The organism is Parabacteroides distasonis ATCC 8503 (assembly GCF_000012845.1).
GTDB lineage: Bacteria > Bacteroidota > Bacteroidia > Bacteroidales > Tannerellaceae > Parabacteroides > Parabacteroides distasonis.
In genome coordinates, this window is the sequence record NC_009615.1 from 3,611,578 (window position 1) to 3,634,788 (window position 23,211).

The following is a 23,211-nucleotide window of genomic DNA, read 5'->3' on the forward strand; positions in this document are numbered from 1 at the left end:
TAAATACTGCGTGACTCTCAGCATCATTTATCTGTTAATAACTTGCTAAATGAATATAAAACATTACATTTGCGCAATTGACAACAACTTAAGAATATATTAACTATGAAGAAAGAAGAAATTACCGCCCTATTCGGAAAATTCGAATCCATTTCATGTGAGGTAGAAGGCATAGAATGCTGGAGTGCCAGAGAGTTACAACCCCTATTAGGATATGCCAAATGGGATAACTTTATCAATAATGTAGTGGTGAAAGCCAAAGAAGCGTGCCGGAATGCGGGAGAAGATGTACAAAACCATTTTCCCGACGTCGGGAAAATGGTTTCAATAGGTTATGGTGTTGAAAAACAAATAGATGACATCTTATTAACACGCTACGCATGCTATTTAATCGCACAAAATGGTGATAGTCGTAAACTACAAGTAGCTTTCGCTCAGACTTATTTTGCGGTACAAACCCGTAAGGCCGAGGTAATTGAACAACGCCTATTGGATTGTGATATGCTATTGCAAAGGGGAATTAAGCCTGAACGACTCTCCCCTGATGAGGATATTAAAAAGGTACAGCGTAGGATAAATAAGGATAATAAGAAAAACTTGAAGAATAAGTAGAAACCATACAAAATCTTAACTATGAAATATCTATTGTTATCCCTGTTTGCGGGGGTATTTTCATTGTATGTACATGGTGTTGATAACTTACGTTTACCGGATGTCCGTAGCGTGGGAATGGGAGGGAATGTGGCGACGCAATGTATTTTATTCAATCCGGCCCTTATTGTCGATAAAGAGAAAAAGTCCATTCATTTAGAATACTTTAATCGGTACATGTTGAAAGAACTGGGTACGATGTCCGGTAGTTTTTATTATCCGAATCAACTATTATCCGTAGGTGTTGATATCTCTGTTTTCGGGTTTGATAAATACAGGGAGATGATGGTTCGTGTGCTGGGAGGAAAACGCTTGGGGGATCAATGGGCGTTAGGGCTTGGAGTTCACTATAGTTTCTTGCAAACTGATCTATTGGAAAATACAAGATCCAGACTGTCAACAGATCTTGGAATCACTTTCTCTCCTATTGATAAGTTGTTAATAGGAATGTTAATAATGAATTTTCCTTCTGTTTATATAGGAGATAAAGATATTGAAATAGAAGATTTTAATTATTACTTAATTCAAATAAGTTTTCAATGGGAGATTATAAACAGTCTGTTAATTACAGGAAGTGTAGGAACGGAAAATGAAAACCTAGTTGTTGGAAACTTTGGTCTTGAATACACTGCTTTCGATTCTTTTTTTATTCGTGCCGGAATACAGACCGCTCCTCTCCTGCCCTCTTTAGGAATTGGTTATAACTTTTCTTGCTTTACGATAGATGTAGCCTCTATTTACCATCCGATTTTAGGGATGAGTACCGGTCTTGGTTTATCATTCTCTTTTTAAATGATACTTAGCTATGAAACGATTGTTTATAATCTTGTCGATAATTCTGTTGATAAATAGTTATTACGCTAATTCTCAAATAGAATATTCTGTTGATAAGTGGATGGAGTATGTAGAGGAACTAGCCTTGGAAACCGAGGATACGGAGCGTATCGAAAGTTTGTATGCCGATTTATCTTATTTAATTGAGCATCCTTTTGATTTGAATGCCGTGACGGAAGAACAACTGAAGCGATTACCTTTTCTATCCGATCGCCAAATTGAGCAGCTCCTCTCCTATCGGAAACGATACGGAAATATGGTTAGCATCTATGAGTTGAAGAATATAGAGGATATCGATTTTCAGACGATATCTCTTCTCCTTCCATTTGTTTATATAGGTGATAATCTTGTTGAAAAACGGTTGCTTACGGTTAAGAACCTGTTGAAATATGGTCGTAATGAATTACAAATCAGGTATGATCAATGTTTTCAACAGAAAAAGGGATATGGTGAACAAACGGACAGCATACTTTTGTTATATCCGAATCGTAAATATAGAGGAGAACCCTTCTATCACTCCTTACGTTATTCCTATACTTTCGAGGATCGTTTACAAGCAGGCTTCGTAGCCGAGAAAGATGCGGGCGAACCTTTTTGGAACGCATATCATAAAGGATATGACTTTTATTCCGCACATCTATTCCTAAAAGATATCAACTGGTTAAAAATCTTGGCTATAGGGGATTACAAGATGTCTTTCGGACAAGGTCTGGTGATTAGCAATGACTTTTCTCCTAGTCGTACGGCAGTAGTCGCTCAAGCAGAGCGAAGGACAAACGGCTTCCGTAGGCACTTTTCTACCAATGAACAGGATTTCTTTCGAGGGGTGGCCGGTACGATCACGATTAAAAACTTGGATATAAGTGTTTTCTATTCGTACCGAAAAATGGATGCGGCCGTAGATAGCTTGACATTCACCTCATTAAAAACAGACGGACTTCATCGTTTGCAACGGGATTGGGAAAAGAGGAAAACGATAACGATGCAGGTATATGGGGGAAATATCCGTTATGCTACGCCTCATTTTCATGTAGGTTTAACGGCTCTCTCCTATTCGTTCGGTAAGTTTAAGATGGACCCCGATCCAAAACCTTATAACCTGTTCTATTTCAGAGGTTCCAACAATTTCAACATCGGTGTTGACTATATGTTGAAAAGTAACCGTATTAAGTTTTATGGCGAAACTTCCCTTTCGAAAAACGGAGCTATTTCTACCTTGAATGCCTTGCAGTTAACACCCGCTTCTTATATATCTTTCTTGGTATTATACCGTTATTACGACCGCCGTTATCAAGCTTTGTTTGGGAACGCTTTCTCGCAAGGCTCTACGGTTCAGAATGAGCAAGGGGTTTATATGGGATTGCAATTAACCCCGATCGCCCGCTGGAAATTATCCATTTATGCGGACTTATTCCGTTTTCCTTGGTTGAAATACGGGATAGACGCTCCTTCCGGAGGACAGGAATATATGGCTCAGATAGATTATACCCCTAGTAGAAACTATTCAGCTTATCTTCGTTATAAATACCGGCAAAAAGAAAAGAATAGAACTTTTGAAAATGATAATTTATTGAGAATCAATTCTTATAAACAACATCGTATTCGTTTTCAACAGGTTTATAACTTTTCTTCTCCTTTTATTTTTAAGACTTCCTTAGATGGTATTCTATTCGATGATCCTATAAAGAAACTTAATAAAGGAATTATGATCTCCCAAAGTATAGGCTGGAAGCCCACTACCCTACCTCTTCAAATGGATGGTTATCTAGCGTGGTTTCATACGGATGATTACAATAGCCGGGTCAGTTCGTATGAGAAGAATATATTGTATGCCTTTAATATGCCCTCTTTTTATGGGGATGGGATGCGGTTTGCCCTTACCTTTCGTCTGGATATTTGGAAACGTTTATCCTTATCTGCGAAACTGGCTTACACCCATTATTGGGACAGGGATTTGATAGGTACTGATACGGAGGAGATAAGCGGTTCTGATAAAACAGATCTTTATGCTTTGCTTCGCTGGAAATTTTAGAGTAGATTTGCGTGGGTAAAAACAAACAGCGCTATGTCTACAATTCTTTTTGATAAAATAGTATTTGGCCCGATACATAGTCGGCGTCTAGGTGTCTCTTTAGGGATGAATTTACTTCCTACAGACGGGAAATTATGCTCTTTTAATTGCATTTATTGCGAATGTGGATTGAATGAGAATCATAGGACCCATAGTAAACTGCCTACTCGTACGGAAGTGAGGGAAGCCTTAGAGCAAAAACTAAGTTCCATGAAAGCGGAAGGGATCGCTCCGGATGTAATTACATTCGCCGGAAACGGAGAGCCTACGATACACCCGGAATTCGGTGGAATCATTGATGATACGATCGCTACCCGGGATCGATTTTTCCCTGATGCTAAAATCGCCGTGCTTTCTAATTCTACGATGCTCCAGAAAGAGGAGGTCTTTCAAGCCTTGAATAAAATAGAGGATAACATATTGAAACTGGATTCTGTATTAGACAGTCGGATTCGGCAGATAGACGTACCTAATTCTCCGGCGTTTAATTTCGAGTCTTTATTAAAGCAATTATGTCGTTTTAACGGAAACTTGATTATACAGACCATGTTCTTGAAGGGGGAAGTGAATGGGAAATCGGTTAATAATATGACAGAAGAGGAGATAGCGGGCTGGATCTCCGCCTTAAAACAAATCCGTCCGAAACAAGTCATGATTTATACGATAGATAGGGAGACCCCGGTTAAAGCTTTGAAAAAAGCTACTAAAGAAGAATTAGATGCGATTGCAGAACGGGCCCGGAAGGAGGGTTTTGACGTGACGGTATCTTATTAAACTAACTAATTTAGAGAAACACAATAAGTAGTATGAGAACATTCAGTAAAAAGAAAAAATTGCCTCGACTCTTGACGCTTTGTGGAGCGGTAGCGGTCTCAGCATTGCTAGGAGGATGTGGGCAGAGCGGTGTTCCGGCGGAATCTTTCGATCGGTCGGATTATTATACCAGAGGTATCGGTTCGTATCCGGGAGATCCGGGGGAGGATTTTTCTCCTTCATTACGTCCGGATTATTCCACGTATCGTAACATAGCTCTTTTGCGTAGCGCTTACAACTCATCCAGTTATGATTACAATCTAACGGCCCAACTGGTGACGGATGGTGTTATTAGCGATAAACAACCTCAGTATCTCGATCTCTCCACGCAAAATGGGGATATAGCTCGTCGTGAGCGTGAGTGGATGATCGATCAAGGTCCTTATTCTCGTAATGCGGTTACGGGAGAGGATGCCTATTTCTTGTTCACGCTGAATAACTGGAAAGAGAAAGCCGACAAGGTACAATTCCGCGGCAGCGTGGCTTATGACGAGAATAAGATTAAGGATGGATATGAGATTGTTTGCGAGGGATCGAATGATGGAAATACTTGGACGGAATTGGCTGCCTTAAAGGGTAAAGGTATGCCGGGTAAGGCCAGCAAGTATAAGGCCCATTCAGACCCGAACAAGAATAGCTGGGATCCGGGTACGTTGCCCACCCGTATGTTGAATGAGACTTTGACATTCGATCAACCGGGTGAATATGCTTATTATCGGATGCGATTGAAAATGGAAGGTGCCGCTTATTGGGCATTCTTCGAGATGAATTTCTATAACCAAGATAAGTTGATAGATTTGCTTCCTTCCAAATTCTTTAATAGCGCTTGGATGAGTGCCACGACAGGAGAGGAGTGGGTCTATGTGGACTTGGGTAGCCAATCCGAATTCGACAAAGTAAAATTACATTGGATCAATAAAGCGATCAAGGGTAAGATTCAAGTTTCCGACGACGCTAAACAATGGGTTGACATAGCGAATCTTCCGGGTGGAGATGCTAATCTGGATGAGATCAAGCTAAAAGGAAAAGGCCGCTACGTACGGGTATGGATGGAGCAACCGGCTAATGACGGACGCTATATCTTAAGCGAGATAGAGGTGATGGGTAAAGGTGGCTTGCTTGCCCAACCGGCTGCTGCTCCGGCTGCTACAAAAGATGAGATCCGTTTGTCGGGCGGAAACTGGAAAGTACAACGAGCTTCCGAGGTAACCGCTTCCGGTGAGGAAATATCGAAACCTTCTTTCTCTCCGGAAAATTGGATCGTGGCGACTGTGCCGGGAACGGTATTGAGTAGTTATAAGAATATCGGAGCTATCCCGAATCCGAATTACGCGGATAACCTGATGCAGATATCCGAGTCATTCTTCAACTCTAATTTCTGGTATAGGGATGAGTTTGAGGTACCCGAAGGATTCAAGCAAGATCGTTTGTTCTTGAATTTCGATGGTATCAACTGGAAAGCGAATGTATATTTAAACGGTAACAAGATCGGCCGTATCGAGGGAGCGTTTATCCGAGGTGTATTTGACGTTACAGACAGGGTCGTACCGGGTAAGAACGTTGTCGCGGTGGAGATCATCAAGAATGAGCATATCGGCGCTATCAAGGAGAAATGTGAGAAGAATACGGATTTCAACGGTGGTATCTTAGGCGCTGATAACCCAACCTTCCACGCTTCGATCGGTTGGGATTGGATCTCGACGATCCGTGGTCGTAATATAGGTATTTGGGATGATGTGTACTTGACTTCTACAGGCAAGGTAACGATTCAAGACCCGTTCGTACAGGTTGTATTACCGTTGCCGGATACGACTTCCGCTACCTTGACTCCGGAAGTGATCGTGAAGAACCATGATGCCGCTCCAGTAAAGGGTGTATTGACAGGAAAGATCGGCGATATCACTTTCGAGCAACCGGTAGAATTGGCCGCAAACGAGGAGAAGACGGTTACTTTCGATCCAAATAGCTTCAGCCAATTGAAGGTTCAGAACCCACGTCTGTGGTGGCCTAAAGGGTACGGATCTCCTTATTTATACGACGCTAATTTCACCTTTAAGGTAGGCGATAAGGTATCCGACTCTGAGGATTTCAAGGTAGGTATCCGACAAATGACCTTCAACGAGAATAATAGCATCTTGAGTCTCTTTATCAACGGGCGTCGTTTTATCGGCCGTGGCGGTAACTGGGGATTCGGTGAGTCTAACCTGAATTACCGGGGTCGTGAGTACGACATCGCCGTGGCTTACCATGCTGATATGAACTTTACGATGATGCGTAACTGGGTAGGACAAATCGGCGACAAGGAATTGTATGAGGCTTGCGACCGTCATGGTATCATGATCTGGCAAGATTTCTGGTTGGCGAATCCTTCCGACGGACCCGATCCTTATGATCCGGAGATGTTTATCGCCAATGCTGAGGATTATGTGAAACGTTTCCGTAACCATGCCTCTATCGGTATTTATTGCGGGCGCAACGAGGGCTTCCCGCCGGAGCAGATCGACAAGGCTTTACGCCGTATCGTGAAAGAGGATCATCCGGGCTTACATTATATCTCCAGCTCGGCGGATGAGGTGGTAAGTGGCCATGGCCCGTACCGTGCGCTTCCTGTTAAAGAATACTTTAGCTTGAAGAATGGTAGTGATAAGTTCCATAGTGAGCGGGGTATGCCCAACGTGATGAATTACGAGAGCTTGGTTCGTACTTTCTCTCCGGAAGCGCTTTGGCCGCAAAACGCTCAATGGGGACAACACGATTATACGATGGAAGGCGCCCAGTCTTGCGCTTCTTTCAACGCTATCATCGAAAAGGGCTTCGGTAAGCCGAACAACGCCAAGGAATTCGCCGATCTGGCTCAGTGGGTAAACTATGATGGTTACCGGGGTATGTTCGAATCAAGAAGCTTGAACCGTAAGGGATTATTGCTGTGGATGACGCATCCGGCATGGCCTTCTATGGTATGGCAGACTTACGATTATTATTTCGAGCCTACCGCCGCTTACTTTGGTTGCAAGAAGGCCTCCGAGCCTCTGCACATTCAATGGAATCCGGTTACGGACGAGATCGAGGTAGTGAACTATAGCGCCGGCGTACGTAATGGTTTGACGGCAAAGGCTCAAATCATCAATATGGACGGTTCTATTTCATGGGAAAACGAGGTTTCCGTGGATAGTAAAGAAGATACTACCAACAAATGTATGAAACTGGATTTCCCAGCTAGCGTATCCAGCGCTCATTTCGTCAAGTTGACGTTGACAGAGAATGGCAAGATCGTATCGGATAACTTCTATCTGCGTGGCGTAGAGGAAGGCAACTACCAAGCTTTGCGTGAGATGCCAAAGGTTACTTTACGATCCAACGTGGCAACCAATAAGGGTAATGACGGTACTTGGACCGCTACCGCTACCTTAGAGAATACTTCATCCACCCCGGCTCTGATGATCCGTGTGAATGTAGTGGGCGAGAAGGATGGCGAGCAATTCCTCCCGATGTTCTATAGCGACAACTATTTCTCCTTGCTTCCGGGCGAGAAGAAAGAGATCAACATCCATTGGAAAGATGTAGATACGAGAGGCGAGACCCCGAAGGTGGTTATCTCCGGTTATAACGTGAACTAGTCAGCTAGGCTGATACCTATAAAAAATCCAACCATTCTCCGATATGAATAGGAGAGTGGTTGGATTTTTTTTGCAATTCTAAATTTCAGATTTATCTTCGGTTTTATTGTTATTTTTAATACGTTTTACTGTATGTTTAAGTTTTACGGCCATAAGATTCAACTCTATGGTAGATTCCATTTCAGTTGTATCAGCATCATCTATCAACAGATCAGATAAGAGTTGGCCAGTTCGTTTCACAATACCTTTTTGTTTTATTAGGTCAGGTTCATTTTGAATCGCATCTACATTTCGGATAAGCTCACGTAGTTTTACGAAAGAATCTATTATAGCGATAGTTGTTTGTGTGGCTCTTGGACTTTTTAATATAGTAGCCAGCATATAAAGTCCTTTTTCAGTGAAAGCTTTAGGTTCTACTGTTGATTTTTTTAAGTTTTCCATCCGGTGGAAATTTTCCACCACATACTGTTTCTCAGAGGGTTTCAATGTGAAAAAATAACCACTGGGGAACTTTTCAGGATTATTTCTCACGGCTTTGTTTATATCCCTTGTTTCTGTTTTATATAATTCTGCTACATCTCTATCTAGTAGTATTTTTTGTCCTCTTAACTCAATAATACGTTCCTCTACTTCTTTCGTTCCAATAACTTGAAGTTCATTTTCCATAGTTAAATTATTAATTTGATTTTTGTATTTATGCTTTGTATATAGAGCAAATATAGTGATTTTTTGTTCTATATACAGAGCATAGATCATTTCTTTTTACAACTTGATATAAATCTTCTTCTTATACAAGAAATATCCCGGTATCCAGTTTAGTACCACGAAGAAGATAGCCCATGCTAATGAGCCTCCGAAATCGCCGAATATCGGCCTGAATAGATCCATATACATAAAGGCGGAGATACCGCTCATTCCCAGCAATACGGCCAATATATCCCCTTGTACATACAGATACAACGGGTTGATACCGAACGACTCAAAGAATAACGTCCATTTCTTCTTCCCGTTTATATCGATGATCCAGATTAATAAAGCGAGGAATAAGGAGGCGAATCCGCAAGTAACCAATACGAACGTACTACTCCATATCTTTTTATTGATAGGGCAACCATAGCTTAGCAAGAAACCGGCAAAAAGAATAATCGTACCGAAAATGAAGATATTACGGATAATCAACTCATTGTTCTTTTTACAATCCTGTATTACCTTTCCTACGTAGAAACCGAGTAATACATGCGCTATGCTACCAATGCAGCTCAAGAGCCCTTCCGGATCAAAGGCGATCCGTGTACCATCTGCCATATCATCGTGATACATATGCGATGTACCGAATAAAGTTCTGTCCACGATCGCTATAATGCTATCCTCCGACATTTCCATACTATGCGTGAAACCTAGTAATGCCCAGTAAAATATCAATATACCAGCGGCTACCTGCAAAATATACTTATGATTAATCGCTAATCCTATCAACGAGCCGAAGCCATATGCCAGCGCCAACCTTTGCATCACCCCAAGGATACGTAAATTCTGGAAATCGGTAAATCCATTGTAGCAAACATGCCCGAACAGATTTAGCCCTAATCCCACGAGGAATATCAATACCGTGCGTCTCAATACTTTCGTCACGCTTTCTTTCGACAGCTTGAAGTTATATTTCCGAAGCGAGAAAAACATGGAGACCCCCATGATGAACATAAAGAACGGAAATACCAAATCGGTGGGAGTGAGGCCGTTCCAACGTGCATGCTCTAAAGGCGTATATACATACTTCCATGACCCGGGGTTGTTTACCAAAATCATCCCTGCGATCGTAATTCCCCTCATCACGTCGAGGGATAGCAATCTTCCGGATTGTTGTGCCATATTGATAGTAGATTAAAAAGTTACCAATGAAAGTCCAAAGATAATGGAATTTCCTACAATATCCCTGCCTTTGGGAATACTGTTTTTAGTATATTGAAAATCAGATGTATAAAAAGATGTACATGTTTTAGGAAAAACACGTACATCTTTTTTCGGAAACACGTACGAGAATTTATGAAAACACGTACGTGTTTTTCCAAAAGATGATGGAGATATCCAAGCGATAATAATTTTATACAATAAGCCTAATAATCAATTATTCTTTAAGGTTTGATAAAAAATATGCCTATCTTGCGCATAGAATCTAAAGATAGGAACCGATGAGGCATTTGCTTATTCTGATATTACTATTATCCACGCTCTCTTTTATAGGTTGTAAAGATGAGAGCGAGGCTACATACCTAATCGATCGTGCGGAATCCTTGTTGAAATCTGATCCGGATAGTTCCCTTATCCTATTGGATAGCATAGCCGTGCCCGATAATTTGAGCGATAAATTATTGGCTCGTTGGTGTATGCTATCCGGTAAAGTGGCGGACACGCTATATACGGATCTGCCCTACGTACAGCAATTGCGGCGTGCGCAAGCCTATTACGAGTCGCACGGAACGGGGCAGGAGCAAGCGAGGATCGGTTTGTACTTGGGGCGTTCGTATGTGGAGGATAAGGATAACGAGCTGGCTATGAAGGCTTATTTACAGGCGTTGGATATCGCTTTACGTTGTCAAGACTATAATCAAGCCGGGTATATTTGTAGCTATATGGGAGACTTGTATCATTTTGACGGTGATTATTTATTAGGAAAAGATAAATATAAAAAAGCGGAACAGTACTTTCGAAAGGTCGGAAATATGCGGAGCGCAGCTTTCGCTTTGCGAGATGTGGGACGTATGTATGTTTTTGCGGATTCGTCAGAGGTCGGGTTGAGATATTTGCTAGAAGCTGATACTATTATAGCGGAACTAGGGGATTCTTCTGATATAGGATATATATCCAATGGGATAGGAAATGTTTATAGTGTGTTAGGCAATATAGAACTCGCTAAGCAATACTTATGGAAATCAATAAATGTTTCTGAATTGGATAATGCTCCAGACTATTCCGCTTTAGCCGGTGTCTATATAGAAGAAGGAGATTTCAAGAATGCTCGCCTATGTTTAGAGCAAGCGAACATCATACCAACCCTAAATGAAAATACGCATATCTCCATAATTTATAATTATTATGAACTGGAAAAAGCAGAAGGTAATATAGAAAATGCTTTAACCTATTTAGAGCAATATAATGAAGCCGCAGATTCTATCTTAGCATTACAAAATAAAGCGAATATCGTAAAGACAGAAAAAGCGTATAATCATTTAAAAATATCGTTAGAAAATACCCAATTAAAGATGGATAAACAATGGACTTTTATACTTCTTGTTACTTCTATTACTGTTTGTCTATTATTGTTATTCGTTTATCAGTTGCAAATGAATAAGAAAAATAAGAGAATATATGTCCAGCAAATCGATATTGAGCAAAAGAATATTGAATTATTGAAACTGCAGAATAGCTTGAATATAAAACACGTGAGCTTCAGGATTTATTCGATAAGTTATCAAAAAAAGATGAATTGCTCAATATATCTTATTCTAGAGCGAAGTTAGAGGAGCGATATGAACGAACGAAACAAGAAGAAAAATCCATTATCCAGAGAATCGCAGAACAGCGTAATAATCTGTTTTTATCATCTATGATAGCAAGGAAAGTGATTAAACTATCCCAAAAAGTAATTCCTGGTACGACAAAATCCCCTCTTTCAGAAAAATATTGGCGAAATATTATTACTCAAGCAAATGAGGTCTACCCATCTTTAGAAAAGAAATTCTCTGAGTTCAATATGACTCTTGCGGATTTACGCTATTGTTATTTAGTTTTATTTCATTTAGATACGATCAGTGAGGCTATTCTATTAAACATTCAGCCGGATTCTGTAAATAAGCGTCGCCAACGTGTACGTCAGAAGCTAGGAATTATAGGGGAGGAGCTAGATTTGTATACCTATATTATTAATATGATGTAACTTTTTGTTTATTAGATAGATATATGTATATATCCATGAAATGTTTGTCCTATCCATGAATTTATAATTTATTAATTATCAGTAAATTATAAATTGAGTTTGTCCGTCACTTATTAGCCCTTTTTCTTTGTTATTCGAGCTATTAGCCTGTTCTTCGCATCCAAATCAAAAAATGAGATGAGAAATGAAATTATTTAAATTTTTATTTGTAGTAATGGCTTTGTTAAGTGCTATTCCCTGTTTTGGTAGGCGGGTTCACTTAGATGGTAACTGGAAGCATTCAAAAAAATCTATTCTCGTAGATTTGCCTATGGACGCTTCTATTGAAGAAGCTAGTGGAGAACTGATAGTGAACTTCTATGAAAATGTAGGTAATGTGCGTGTTATCGTTACTAGTTCTACGGGAGAAGTGATCTATAATGAAATGGTACAAACGAGTACTATGCCATCTTTAGTAATACCTTTAAAAGATCAAGAAAAAGGTGTGTTGCAAATAACAGATGGTTATAACAATGTATATGGATTCTTATTTCTATAGATTTTATTAATTAAAATATTAATTATAAATAATAGTTATTATAAAAATAATTAAAATAATGTTTTCCTTATCAGTATTATTATTAATGTCTTGTGTAGAGGAAATAGATTATAGTTTACCAAGAAATGAAGTAAGCCGTAATATTACCACTGTTAGTAGTGATACAATAACAAATCATGAATTATTAGAAGAATTTAGTAAGGCATTAGCTTATAGTTTAGATTCTTCAATAGAATTAAGGCGTATTATTAAAAATGAAGCTTTAAAGATGTTTGATTATGATTATGATGTATTATATTTATCTATTAATTCTTATAGATTAACTTCTGGAAAAACGGTTGATGAATTAATGAGCTTGTATATGGATATAACTAGATTAGAAAAAATAAAACAATTATTTTCAACCTTAACTATATTTGTACCAGAATTGCCTGATAACAGTTTTTCTGCTGAACTTTGGAATGTGGAGAGTGAAGTTCCATATACAGCTTTAAGAGTTAAAAATAGTAATGATGTAATGGGCTATGGAGTAAATAAAGAATTCTTAATACCATCAAATGAAATTCCTAAATATCCTATTGTAGTAGTGAAGTTAAATGAAAGAGTGGTTTCTGTAAATAAGGCTCAAAGGAATTTGTCACCGATGAGTATTATAAATCCTGATATTGTATTCTTTAGTGATGTATTTGATAATACAGAGAATGCTTCTTCAGTCATACAGAATAGAAATTTTTCTAGTGGTGATACTAGAGATCGCACAGGATCAATACCTGAAAATATGAAAAAGGTTTATGAAGCCTACGACGTATTTGCTGCAACAAATGAATGGCCGAGAGATTATATATATTATGGCTTGACTCCTCAACAGCCAAAAGGACCTTTCAATCGAGATTTTAAGGAAAGTTTGGTGTATTTTAAATTATTAGGAGATCCACGTACAGTTATGAACAAAATTTGTGATCAAAGTGAAGATCCTAGAATTGATGGAAATACTCATCAAGAAACAGGAGGTGGTCGTCCCGGAGGTAGTACTATTCTTACACCATGGACAGACGGATCACTTGAATTTATAGTAAAAGTGTATGTTGCAAATCAAGCTGGTATAGGTAATGAATATATTAACAATTTTATAGCTAAACCATCTGCATTGTTTAAAATAACACCAAAAGATCCGCTTAGTAGTAAATTCGAAGTTAAATCAATAGAGTTAACAGATGGAATAGCTTTGGACCTTCCATTATTCGAATGGAATATAGAGAATTATGGTGCAATAATAAAAATAGCGATAGAAGAACTAGATATTAGTGAAACTATTCAAAGTGTAGAATCTTCAACAGCTACATTTGCAACTAATTTTGGATTTGATCCATCTTTTGGAGAAAAAGTAAAGATTGGTTTAAAATTTGGAGCTACAGCAACTACATCAAAAACAGTTTCATATACAGTTACTAAAAGTTTAGCTAGTGATGAATTAGGTCAAGTTATTGTTAATTTTGAAGATAAAATCCTAAAATCAAAGAAGAATTTATCAACTGGAAGGGATTGGAAACCTGACTATACAGATAAATATAGGACTGGATGGTATCAATTAGCACTAAGTCCATTAAAATATAATTAATTTTTGTGGTTTGATATTTTTTTGACTGTAATATGTAGAGATAATCTTAAAAATAATATCTATATTTAAGATAGAATGTACGAACTGATTCTGTTAAAGTAGGTAATTGATAAATAAGAATTATATTTATATAAAATTATTGTAATATGAAACAGGTAATCTATTTTTTATTTAGTATGTTATTATTTTTGTCTATATCTTGTAATAAAGGTGAAGATATTTCTTTTGAAGAAACTCCTTACTATTTGGGGTACTTTGAAGGAAAGGTGAATAGTCAAGATATTTCTATAGCTAATCAGTCGAACTCTCATTCTTTTATTGATCATGGAAATTTTTGGCAGGAGGTAAATACCGATTTAAGCGGTTTCTATTGGGAGATACCATTAGGAGTGCATATCTCTGACTATCCTTATCCTATGCTGAGGATCTCATTGATTCCATTGAGAGAAGGAGAATATCTGATCGATAAGGGTAAATTATTGAATGAAGAGATAGAATCTACTGTTAGGATCACGAAAGATGACGCTAAAATAGTGTATCATCCACTGAAATCTTCATTTCGGATACAAGTGGATAGTATTCGTTTTCATGAGGGAAGTGGTACCCCTTATATTGAAGGGAAGATGGAAGGCATCCTATATAATATAGAGAATTCGGAAGATTCGATCGTCATAAAAGATGCTATATTCGGAATACACTAACTTGGAGCCGAATAATGATATAGAAGCAATATTTAGATTGAATGGGAGTTCTATATCATGATATGTCGAACTTTTATTCAATCTAAATATTAAATTAATACCTTGTAAGTAATGAAGAAGTTGTTTGTTCTGTTAATATTGCTTTTATCTTTTGGTCGATCGCAGGCCGCTGATATAGAAGCTCGTACCGGAATACTAGGAGGAGATGGATGGGGGCTTCAGACGGGGGCGTATATAAACTTTCCACAATCACGGTTGTTTTCTATACAAACGGGATTGTTGCTGCATACCGCAGGGAATTCGTTTTCATATGGAGATGATTGGAATATTGATTTTTTTGTACCCGTGTATGCTTCTTTTCATATTCCGTTGAGCGATAAAGTGAATCTCCGATTAAATGCGGGTGCTTACACCGGTAGTGGTGAATCTTGGAATCTGGGAGCTACGGCGGCGGTAGGTATAGAGGTAAAAAGATTTTATGTGGGAGTGAACTATTTCCAGAATTGTGTCAATGACCGGGATTTGAAATTGGGGTTGTCGGTTGGATATAAATTCACATTATTTTAATCTTTTATATATTTTGAGGATAGGGGTATTTGAGCGTTTCCTGTCTTACGATAAAAACAACGAGAATTATGGAGTCAACAAGTAAAAAACAGAATACCCCTAAACTTTGGTACTGGGGGGAACCTAAAGGAGGAATGAGCCTTGAGGATTGTGAGAAAATAGTAAAAGATATCCCGCATTTTGACAGGAAAACCCGGCTTGCGGATATGTATATAGCTTTTGTTTGACAGCAAGGGTTTCATTGTGGCATTTAACATAAGGAAGAGAGCCTGTTTTTATACATCGCTCTCTTTTTTTTATAACTTAGCCCCCAATTACTAAATCGAAGAACATGAAAAAGACTTTTTTATTAGCGATAGCCTTGTTGTGCTTTTGTGCCCCGATGAGCTTATTCGCACAAAAACAGCTTGCTTTCAAGGATGGGAAATTCAAGATCGTCCAATTTACAGACATTCATTGGGATCAGAAATCATCTAAATGCGCTAAGACAGTCGCTACGATACAATCCGTATTAAAGGCGGAAAATCCGGATGTGGCGATGCTGACGGGCGACGTGGTGACAGCAAATCCCGGTTTGGAAGGATGGAAGTCAGTGATCGGGATCTTTGAGGAGGCCAAGATACCGTTTACGGTGATGATGGGAAATCATGACGCAGAGATCGTTCCCAAGGACGAGATTTATGCCATACTCAGTCAATCACCTTATTTTATGGGTGAGAAGGGACCGGGTGATATTCATGGAGCCGGAAACTATGTGGTACCGGTCTACAGTTCAGACGGAAAGAAACCGGCGGCCTTATTGTATTGTATCGACTCCAACGATTATCCTACGCTAAAAGATTACGGTACGTATGATTGGATTCATTTCGACCAGATCAATTGGTATCGTGAGCAAAGTATGCGCTATACCAAGGAAAATGGTGGCAAACCGTTGCCAGCCTTGGCCTTTTTTCATATTCCTTTGCTGGAATATAATGAGATCGTTGGGGCGGAGACTACATTAGGACAGAAAGAAGAGGGAATCGCCTCTCCCAAGATCAACACGGGCTTCTTCGCTTCCTTGGTGGAAATGAAGGATGTGATGGCTACTTTTGCCGGGCACGATCATGATAATGATTATATAGGAATGTTATATAACGTGGGACTAGCTTTCGGGCGTGTATCCGGATGGGACGCTTATGGAGATTTCGAGCGGGGTGGCCGTATCATTGAATTGCGTGAGGGCAAGTTTGAGTTTGATTCATGGATTCGTACCTCGTCCGGAAAGGAATATACGTATTATTATCCGTCTGGCCTGACCTCTAAGGATGAGGAAACGATGGAATTCTTACCCGCCAAAACGGTAAAACCTAAAAAGCACGGAGTAGCTTATACCTATTATGAAGGCAAGTTTAAACATACGGATCAGATCGCTTCCGGGACAAAAGTGAAAGAGGGTACGATGAAAAATATCTCCATTCAGGAGGCTCCGGCCAAGGATCATTTCGCTTATGAGTTCCGTACGTTGATAAATATCCCTGAAAAAGGTGTATATCGCTTTTATACGTATTCGGATGATGGTTCCAAGCTATTTATAGACGGTAAAGCTATTGTTGATAATGATGGCTCTCATAATGCTCGTATAGCGAAAGGAAAGGTAGCGTTAGACGCTGGTTTCCACGAATTACGTGTTTTGTATTTCGAGGATTATATGGGCGAGGCCTTGGAGGTCGGGGTTTCCAGCCGTAAAATAAAGGAAGCTGTCTTACCAGAGGACTGGTATTATTTACCGGAATAAATATCCAGTTGTAGAGACGCAGCATGCTGCGTCTCCCACTGTCTGATAGTATCTTAGTCTTGTACGGCAGCTTTCGCTTTCTCTACCGCCTCATTGATATTACTGCAAATATTTTCTGCGCCAATCTTCTTATCGAATCCGGATTTTGTCAATACACGGTGTACATGTTCATTGACCCCGGAAAGTATCATATGGATATGCTCTGCCTCGGAAAGACGGAAAAGACTTTCCAAGTTATGCAGACCGGTAGAATCTATGAACGAAACCTTACGCATACGGATGATGCGGACTTTCGGTTTATCTCCCATACTTTTCATGATGCCGTCGAACTTATTCGCTACGCCGAAAAAGAACGGACCATCGATCTCGTATACCTCTACACCTTTAGGCAGGGAGAGGACTTCCTCGTCATGATGAATCTCGCCCTCGTCGGAAAGATCGATCTCATCCGTGGTGACGGATACATGCGTGGTCTCAGCCACACGGCGCATAAAAAATAACATGGCGATCAGAAGGCCGATCTCGATAGCGATCGTAAGATCAAAGATAACCGTCAGGAAGAAAGTCACCAACAAGACGGATACGTCGCTTTTCGGGTTTTTCATCAAGGAACGGAACGTACGCCACTCACTCATATTATAGGATACGATGATCAATACGCCAGCCAGACAAGCCATTGGAATGTGTTTGGTAAGCGGTCCGAGGAAAAGCAAAATCAATAATAATACGATGGCGTGAATAATACCGGCAACCGGAGTTCGTCCACCATTATTTATATTGGTCATTGTACGGGCGATGGCGCCGGTCACGGGAATACCGCCAAAAATAGGAACGATGATATTCGCCGCACCTTGGGCGATTAGTTCCGTATTTGAATTATGCTTGTCGCCTGTCACACCATCCGCTACCGTAGCGGATAATAAAGACTCGATAGCCCCAAGGATAGCGATCGTAAAGGCGGAGGGAAGCAATAAGTTGATTGTCTCCATATTAAACGTGATCGGAGCCGGGGCTGGCAAGGAAGCGTTAATAGTAAACCGGTCTCCAATCGTCTCGATACCTGTAATACCCAAATGATTACGCATAATGTAAACAACGATCGTCATGATGACGATAGCGATCAAGGAACCCGGAATTTTCTTCGTTAGCCTCGGGCTTAACGTAATGATCAGGATACTAATGATACCGATAACGAATGCCCAAGGGTTAACCGTATCGAACGCCCCGAAATATGCGATCCATTTAGAGATGAAATCGGCGGGGACTTTATCCATAGTCAATCCAAATAAGTCTTTCATTTGTGTCGTGAAGATAGTGATAGCGATACCACTCGTGAAACCTACGACAATCGGGTAGGGGATAAACTTAATCACGGTACCGAGCTTCAGCACGCCCATCAATACCAGAATAATACCCGCTATGACGGTAGCGATGGCAAGCCCTTCGATACCGAAGTTCTGTATAATGCCATAAACGATCACGATAAACGCTCCGGTAGGTCCGCCGATCTGTACGTTGCAGCCTCCTAAAAGGGAGACAATGAATCCACCGATAATAGCCGTGATCAATCCTTTCTCCGGACTTACCCCGGAGGCGATACCAAAAGCGATGGCGAGTGGTAGGGCAACTATGCCGACAATTATACCCGCCATGAGATCCGTCATGAACCTCTCTTTGGAATAATTTCTCAGCGCCGTAAAGAGTTTGGGCTGAAAATCAAATTTGTTCTTCATTTTTCTTCTTGCCTGTTTGATTTGAGGATGCAAAGTTAATAAAATAAAGAAGATGCAAAAAATCTAAAGACGCATTCCGGTTTTGTGTAAACAATTTAGGAGGATTTGTTGTTTCATTATATAAAGGAGGAGAAGTTTTTCCTTGATAAATAAGTGATATCTATTGAGAGATAGATATTATTTAATGTCTGCGTAATCGATATCTGGAAACAAATTCTTACTTTTGATCGGTCATGAGAAAAACGATATACAAAACAGACTCATTAATTTACTACATAAAATTAGCATTATGGAAAAAAGTATTAAAGGTACACGTACCGAGCAGAATTTATTGAAATCATTCGCCGGAGAATCTCAGGCAAGAAGTCGTTACACATTTTTCGCTAGCGTAGCCAAGAAAGAAGGTTACGAGCAAATCGCAGGTGTTTTCATGGAAACAGCCGAGCAAGAGAAGGAACACGCTAAACGTTTCTTTAAATTCTTGGAAGGTGGAATGGTTGAGATTACCGCTTCTTATCCTGCAGGCGTAATCGGAACAACCGCTGAGAACTTGGCAGCCGCGGCAGCTGGTGAGAATGAGGAGTGGGCTGAATTGTATCCTGAGTTCGCTAAGATTGCGGAGGAAGAAGGTTTCCCCGCTATCGCTGTAGCTTTCAAGATGATCGCTAAGGTAGAGGCTGAACACGAGAAACGTTATCGTAAATTGTTGGCTAACGTAGAGGAAGGTAAAGTATTCGAGAAAGATGAGGCTATCTTCTGGCAATGCCGTAACTGTGGTTTCGTATTCGAGGGTAAGAAGGCTCCGGTTAATTGTCCGGCATGCGCTCATCCGCAAGCTTACTTTGAACCGATGAAACAGAACTATTGATAATTAAAAGTTGAGAATTGAGAATTAACATAGCTAGTAATTCTCAATTCTCAATTTTCAATTATTTAATCGGTGGGTAATCAATCGTATAATGTAATCCCCGGCTCTCTTTCCGTTCCATCGCTTGACGAGTGATCAAATAACCTACATTGATCATATTACGCAACTCACATAATTCACGGGATGCCTTACAACGTTTGAAAAGGCTCTCTGTTTCCTCATATAAAATATCCAAACGGTTCCACGCACGGATCAAACGTGTGTTACTACGAACGATACCTACATACGCTTCCATGATCTGGTTTACCTCTTTCATGCTTTGAGTGATCAATACACGCTCTTCATTGGTGATCGTTCCCTCATCGTTCCATTCCGGTACATCTTGGTTAAACTCATAGCGATCCATGACGCTTAATGAGTGTTTTGCCGCGGCGTCGGCATATACAACTGCCTCGATCAATGAGTTTGAAGCTAAGCGGTTACCACCGTGCAGGCCGGTACAAGAACATTCTCCGATCGCATATAGGCGACGGATGCTGGATTGCCCGTTTAAGTCTACCTTGATACCTCCACATAAATAATGGGCCGCAGGGGCTACCGGGATGTAATCTTTCGTGATATCGATCCCTAAGCTGAGGCATTTCTTATAGATATTGGGGAAGTGTTTCTTCGTCTCTTCCGGATCTTTGTGCGTCACGTCCAAATAGACATGGTCTTCACCCCGTTGTTTCATCTCGCTATCGATCGCACGGGCTACGATATCACGGGGAGCCAAGGAAAGACGGGGATCATATTTATGCATGAACTCCTCGCCGCCAAGGTTTCTCAATACAGCTCCATATCCGCGCATCGCCTCGGTGATGAGGAAAGAGGGACGGTCGCCCGGATGATACAAGGCGGTCGGGTGGAACTGGATAAACTCCATATCTTTTACGGAGCCTTTCGCGCGGTAAACCATGGCGATACCGTCTCCGGTAGCTACCAGCGGGTTTGTCGTATTCCGGTAAACGGCCTCGCAACCGCCTGTCGCCATAACGGTTATCTTTGACAAGAAAGTATGTACCTCGCCCGTATCCTCGTTCAATACATAGGCACCGAAACATTTGATACCGGGGGTATGGCGGGTGACGATAATGCCCATATGGTGCTGGGTGATAATCTCTACCGCATAATGGTTCGTGAATACGGCGATGTTGGGATGGTTGTTTACCGTTTCTATCAAGCTCGTCTGTATCTCGGCTCCCGTATTGTCGGCATGGTGCAGGATACGAAACTCGGAGTGTCCTCCTTCTTTATGCAGATCGAATTCTCCGCTTTCTTTCTTATCGAAATTAACTCCCCATCGGATAAGCGCCTCGATCTGGGCAGGGGCCTCGCGCACGACTTTCTCCACGGCCGCCCGGTCACTGATCCAGTCGCCGGCGATCATCGTGTCTTCTATGTGCTTCTCGAAATTATCTACTTTCAAGTTGGTTACGGAAGCGATACCTCCTTGCGCGAAATATGTGTTGGCTTCTTCTTGTCCGGCTTTACAGATAAGTGCTACGCTCTTGCCTTCATTGGCTACTTTCAGAGCGAAACTCATACCGGCGATTCCTGAGCCTATCACTAAGTAATCGAATCTTTGTACCATGTTTTCTACTGTTTAGGCTCACAAAGTTAGGGATTAACTGATTAGGTTGTTCCTTTTGCGCTTGCTTTTCGTACAAAATAAATATTGACTACAGGTTTCCCGGATAGAGCCTTGCGGGTTGTGTTACTGCAACCCGGCTTGCAGTGGAGGTCTTTAGAATTGGACGGATAATCCCAGCGTGAAGGTACGGGCTACAGGATAGATGGAAGTGGTCTCGATACCGGGTTCTACACCATTCACGTTGATATTAGCGGGATCGCCTCCGGTATATCCGGTAAGTGTAAATACATTATTTACCGAGAAATAGCAGCGTAACGATTGAATCCATTTATTGTCTGGGAGAGGGGACAAAAATATCATTATACGGGATTTAGCGCCGGTGCCCGTGGCTTTGAGACGGATTACTTCGGTTATAACAACCTGAAAGCGGGTGGTACAGTGAAATACGGAGACGTGACTTCTTTCCAAAACGAGAATCGTCTGGCCTCATTCATGGGTCGTTTCAATTATATGTATGACAACCGTTTTATCGCCACCGTGAACTTACGTGCGGACGGTTCCTCTAAATTGGGTATGAATAATAAATGGGGCTTCTTCCCTTCCGCTTCCGCCGCTTGGGTGTTGAATGAGGAGGCTTTCTTGAAAGACGTGGATTGGCTGAGCCAGTTGAAACTACGTGCGGGTTATGGTCTGACCGGTAACCAAGATGCTATCGAGGCTTATAACTCGTTGGCTTTGATGAGCCCGAACGGTGTGACTTCCGTCAATGGAAATTCTACCGCTACCTATGGCTTTACACGTAACTCGAACCCGGACTTGCGTTGGGAGGTGAAAAAGACATTCGATGTGGGTGTGGACACCGGTATCCTCGATGGCCGCTTTACGTTGACTGCCGATTGGTATACTTCCAAGACTACGGATCTGTTGTATAAATACGCGGTTCCGGTTCCTCCGTTCGTATATCCGGAATTATTGGCGAACTTGGGAGAGATGACCAACTCCGGCGTGGAATTGGCTGTAAGCGGTGGTATCGTGAAGACAAAGGATTTCGATTTCAACATGGGCGTGAATTTCTCTTACCAGAAGAATAAATTGAACTCCTTGAGCGGTTCTTATATGGGACAAGAGTTGCAGGCGAAACAATATATGGATCTGTCCAGTATGAGTGGTGCCGGTTTCGTAGGAAACAACCGTGTGGTTTATCAGATGGTAGGCTATCCTGTCGGAGTGTTCTACATTCCTCGTTGCTTGGGCTTGACTCCGGCTTTGGATGAGAATGGAAACGCTATCGAAGGCCGCTATATCTACAACTTGGATCAGACGATCGATGGAAAAGAGGGTTTGGATACCAATGATGGTGGCGACCGTTATATCGCCGGACAAGCCATGCCGAAATATTATCTGGGAATGAACTTCAGCTTCCGCTACAAACGCTTTGACTTGATGACGCAGATGAACGGCGCTTTCGGTCATAAGATCTTCAACGGTACATCGCTAGCTTATATGAACTTGAGCCAGTTCCCTACATACAACGCATTGGCTAAGGCTCCGGAAAGCAAGATCTACGACCAGTCGATCTCTGATTATTGGTTGGAAAAGGGTAATTATTTGAATATCGATTATATTACGTTGGGTTACAACATCGATTGCAAAAAGATCGAGAAATACGTGAAGAATATCCGTGTGACATTCTCGGTGAACAACGTAGCTACGATCACGGGTTACTCCGGTTTGTCTCCGATGATTAACAGTACGACGGTCGATAAAGATTATAATGACCTAGGTATGGATAACAAACGTTTCTATCCGTTATCCCGTACGTATTCATTAGGTTTGAGTGTTAACTTCTAAATCCA

General features: G+C 40.9%; 18 protein-coding genes and 1 pseudogene. 14 read left to right on the plus strand and 5 right to left on the minus strand.

The window, feature by feature from the left end; all coding sequences use genetic code 11:
* The first annotated feature begins 105 nt into the window (after positions 1 to 105).
* From BDI_RS15060 to BDI_RS15080, 5 genes are read left to right on the plus strand one after another with little or no spacing between them, the layout of a single operon-like run.
* On the plus strand, positions 106 to 612 hold the full coding sequence (locus BDI_RS15060; RefSeq protein WP_011967105.1) for a BRO family protein: 507 nt from the start codon (positions 106 to 108) through the stop codon (positions 610 to 612).
* Positions 613 to 633: 21 nt separating this feature from the next.
* Positions 634 to 1,443, plus strand: coding sequence for a hypothetical protein (locus tag BDI_RS15065; protein ID WP_011967106.1), 810 nt, complete (start codon positions 634 to 636; stop codon positions 1,441 to 1,443).
* Positions 1,444 to 1,456: 13 nt separating this feature from the next.
* Positions 1,457 to 3,517 (plus strand): ComEA family DNA-binding protein, encoded by a 2,061-nt coding sequence (locus tag BDI_RS15070; RefSeq protein WP_011967107.1) that lies wholly within the window; start codon positions 1,457 to 1,459, stop codon positions 3,515 to 3,517.
* A gap of 33 nt (positions 3,518 to 3,550) precedes the next feature.
* Entirely contained in the window at positions 3,551 to 4,330 is a 780-nt protein-coding gene (locus BDI_RS15075) for a radical SAM protein (RefSeq protein ID WP_008778938.1), read from the plus strand.
* A gap of 32 nt (positions 4,331 to 4,362) precedes the next feature.
* Positions 4,363 to 7,986, plus strand: coding sequence for a glycosyl hydrolase 2 galactose-binding domain-containing protein (locus BDI_RS15080; RefSeq protein WP_005860352.1), 3,624 nt, complete (start codon positions 4,363 to 4,365; stop codon positions 7,984 to 7,986).
* Positions 7,987 to 8,064: 78 nt separating this feature from the next.
* On the opposite strand, the gene BDI_RS15085 is transcribed toward BDI_RS15080, so the two are convergent.
* A complete protein-coding gene (locus BDI_RS15085; protein WP_005860350.1) occupies positions 8,065 to 8,742 on the minus strand; it encodes an ORF6N domain-containing protein in 678 nt (225 codons plus the stop codon).
* Positions 8,743 to 8,748: 6 nt separating this feature from the next.
* Entirely contained in the window at positions 8,749 to 9,855 is a 1,107-nt protein-coding gene (locus tag BDI_RS15090) for an acyltransferase family protein (protein WP_008773184.1), read from the minus strand.
* A gap of 320 nt (positions 9,856 to 10,175) precedes the next feature.
* On the opposite strand from BDI_RS15090, the gene BDI_RS15095 reads away from it, so the two are divergent.
* The 7 genes from BDI_RS15095 to BDI_RS15120 all read left to right on the plus strand — a co-directional run bounded on the left by BDI_RS15095 (position 10,176) and on the right by BDI_RS15120 (position 17,121).
* The gene (locus BDI_RS15095) at positions 10,176 to 11,504 is read left to right on the plus strand and encodes a tetratricopeptide repeat protein (RefSeq protein WP_011967108.1); all 1,329 of its coding nucleotides are present in this window, start codon (positions 10,176 to 10,178) and stop codon (positions 11,502 to 11,504) included.
* An 86-nt stretch (positions 11,505 to 11,590) separates the two neighbouring features.
* Complete coding sequence (locus tag BDI_RS21275; protein ID WP_237702609.1) at positions 11,591 to 11,920, plus strand: hypothetical protein; 330 nt, start codon at positions 11,591 to 11,593, stop codon at positions 11,918 to 11,920.
* A gap of 184 nt (positions 11,921 to 12,104) precedes the next feature.
* Positions 12,105 to 12,458 (plus strand): DUF3244 domain-containing protein, encoded by a 354-nt coding sequence (locus BDI_RS15100; protein ID WP_008778941.1) that lies wholly within the window; start codon positions 12,105 to 12,107, stop codon positions 12,456 to 12,458.
* A 58-nt stretch (positions 12,459 to 12,516) separates the two neighbouring features.
* Positions 12,517 to 14,076, plus strand: coding sequence for a hypothetical protein (locus BDI_RS15105; RefSeq protein WP_011967110.1), 1,560 nt, complete (start codon positions 12,517 to 12,519; stop codon positions 14,074 to 14,076).
* 146 nt (positions 14,077 to 14,222) lie between these two features.
* Positions 14,223 to 14,777 (plus strand): DUF5025 domain-containing protein, encoded by a 555-nt coding sequence (locus tag BDI_RS15110; RefSeq protein WP_008778943.1) that lies wholly within the window; start codon positions 14,223 to 14,225, stop codon positions 14,775 to 14,777.
* 111 nt (positions 14,778 to 14,888) lie between these two features.
* On the plus strand, positions 14,889 to 15,344 hold the full coding sequence (locus BDI_RS15115; protein ID WP_011967111.1) for a hypothetical protein: 456 nt from the start codon (positions 14,889 to 14,891) through the stop codon (positions 15,342 to 15,344).
* 331 nt (positions 15,345 to 15,675) lie between these two features.
* The gene (locus tag BDI_RS15120) at positions 15,676 to 17,121 is read left to right on the plus strand and encodes a PA14 domain-containing protein (RefSeq protein WP_011967112.1); all 1,446 of its coding nucleotides are present in this window, start codon (positions 15,676 to 15,678) and stop codon (positions 17,119 to 17,121) included.
* A 53-nt stretch (positions 17,122 to 17,174) separates the two neighbouring features.
* Here the strand turns inward: BDI_RS15120 and BDI_RS15125 are convergent, their stop codons facing one another.
* Positions 17,175 to 18,854: a SulP family inorganic anion transporter gene (locus BDI_RS15125; RefSeq protein ID WP_005860327.1), complete on the minus strand. Its 1,680-nt coding sequence runs from the start codon at positions 18,852 to 18,854 to the stop codon at positions 17,175 to 17,177.
* Positions 18,855 to 19,143: 289 nt separating this feature from the next.
* On the opposite strand from BDI_RS15125, the gene rbr reads away from it, so the two are divergent.
* Positions 19,144 to 19,722, plus strand: coding sequence for a rubrerythrin (gene rbr, locus BDI_RS15130; RefSeq protein ID WP_005860325.1), 579 nt, complete (start codon positions 19,144 to 19,146; stop codon positions 19,720 to 19,722).
* Positions 19,723 to 19,783: 61 nt separating this feature from the next.
* Here rbr and nadB read toward each other — a convergent pair whose 3' ends face one another.
* Both nadB and BDI_RS15140 read right to left on the minus strand, forming a co-directional pair.
* Positions 19,784 to 21,355 (minus strand): L-aspartate oxidase, encoded by a 1,572-nt coding sequence (gene nadB / locus BDI_RS15135; RefSeq protein ID WP_005860322.1) that lies wholly within the window; start codon positions 21,353 to 21,355, stop codon positions 19,784 to 19,786.
* 153 nt (positions 21,356 to 21,508) lie between these two features.
* Positions 21,509 to 21,715 (minus strand): hypothetical protein, encoded by a 207-nt coding sequence (locus BDI_RS15140; protein WP_009016546.1) that lies wholly within the window; start codon positions 21,713 to 21,715, stop codon positions 21,509 to 21,511.
* Here BDI_RS15140 and BDI_RS15145 point away from each other — a divergent pair.
* Positions 21,701 to 23,206: pseudogene (locus BDI_RS15145) on the plus strand (TonB-dependent receptor domain-containing protein); the annotation flags it as partial. The gene BDI_RS15140 and the pseudogene BDI_RS15145 sit on opposite strands and share 15 nt — an antisense overlap.
* Between the last annotated feature and the right edge of the window lie 5 nt (positions 23,207 to 23,211).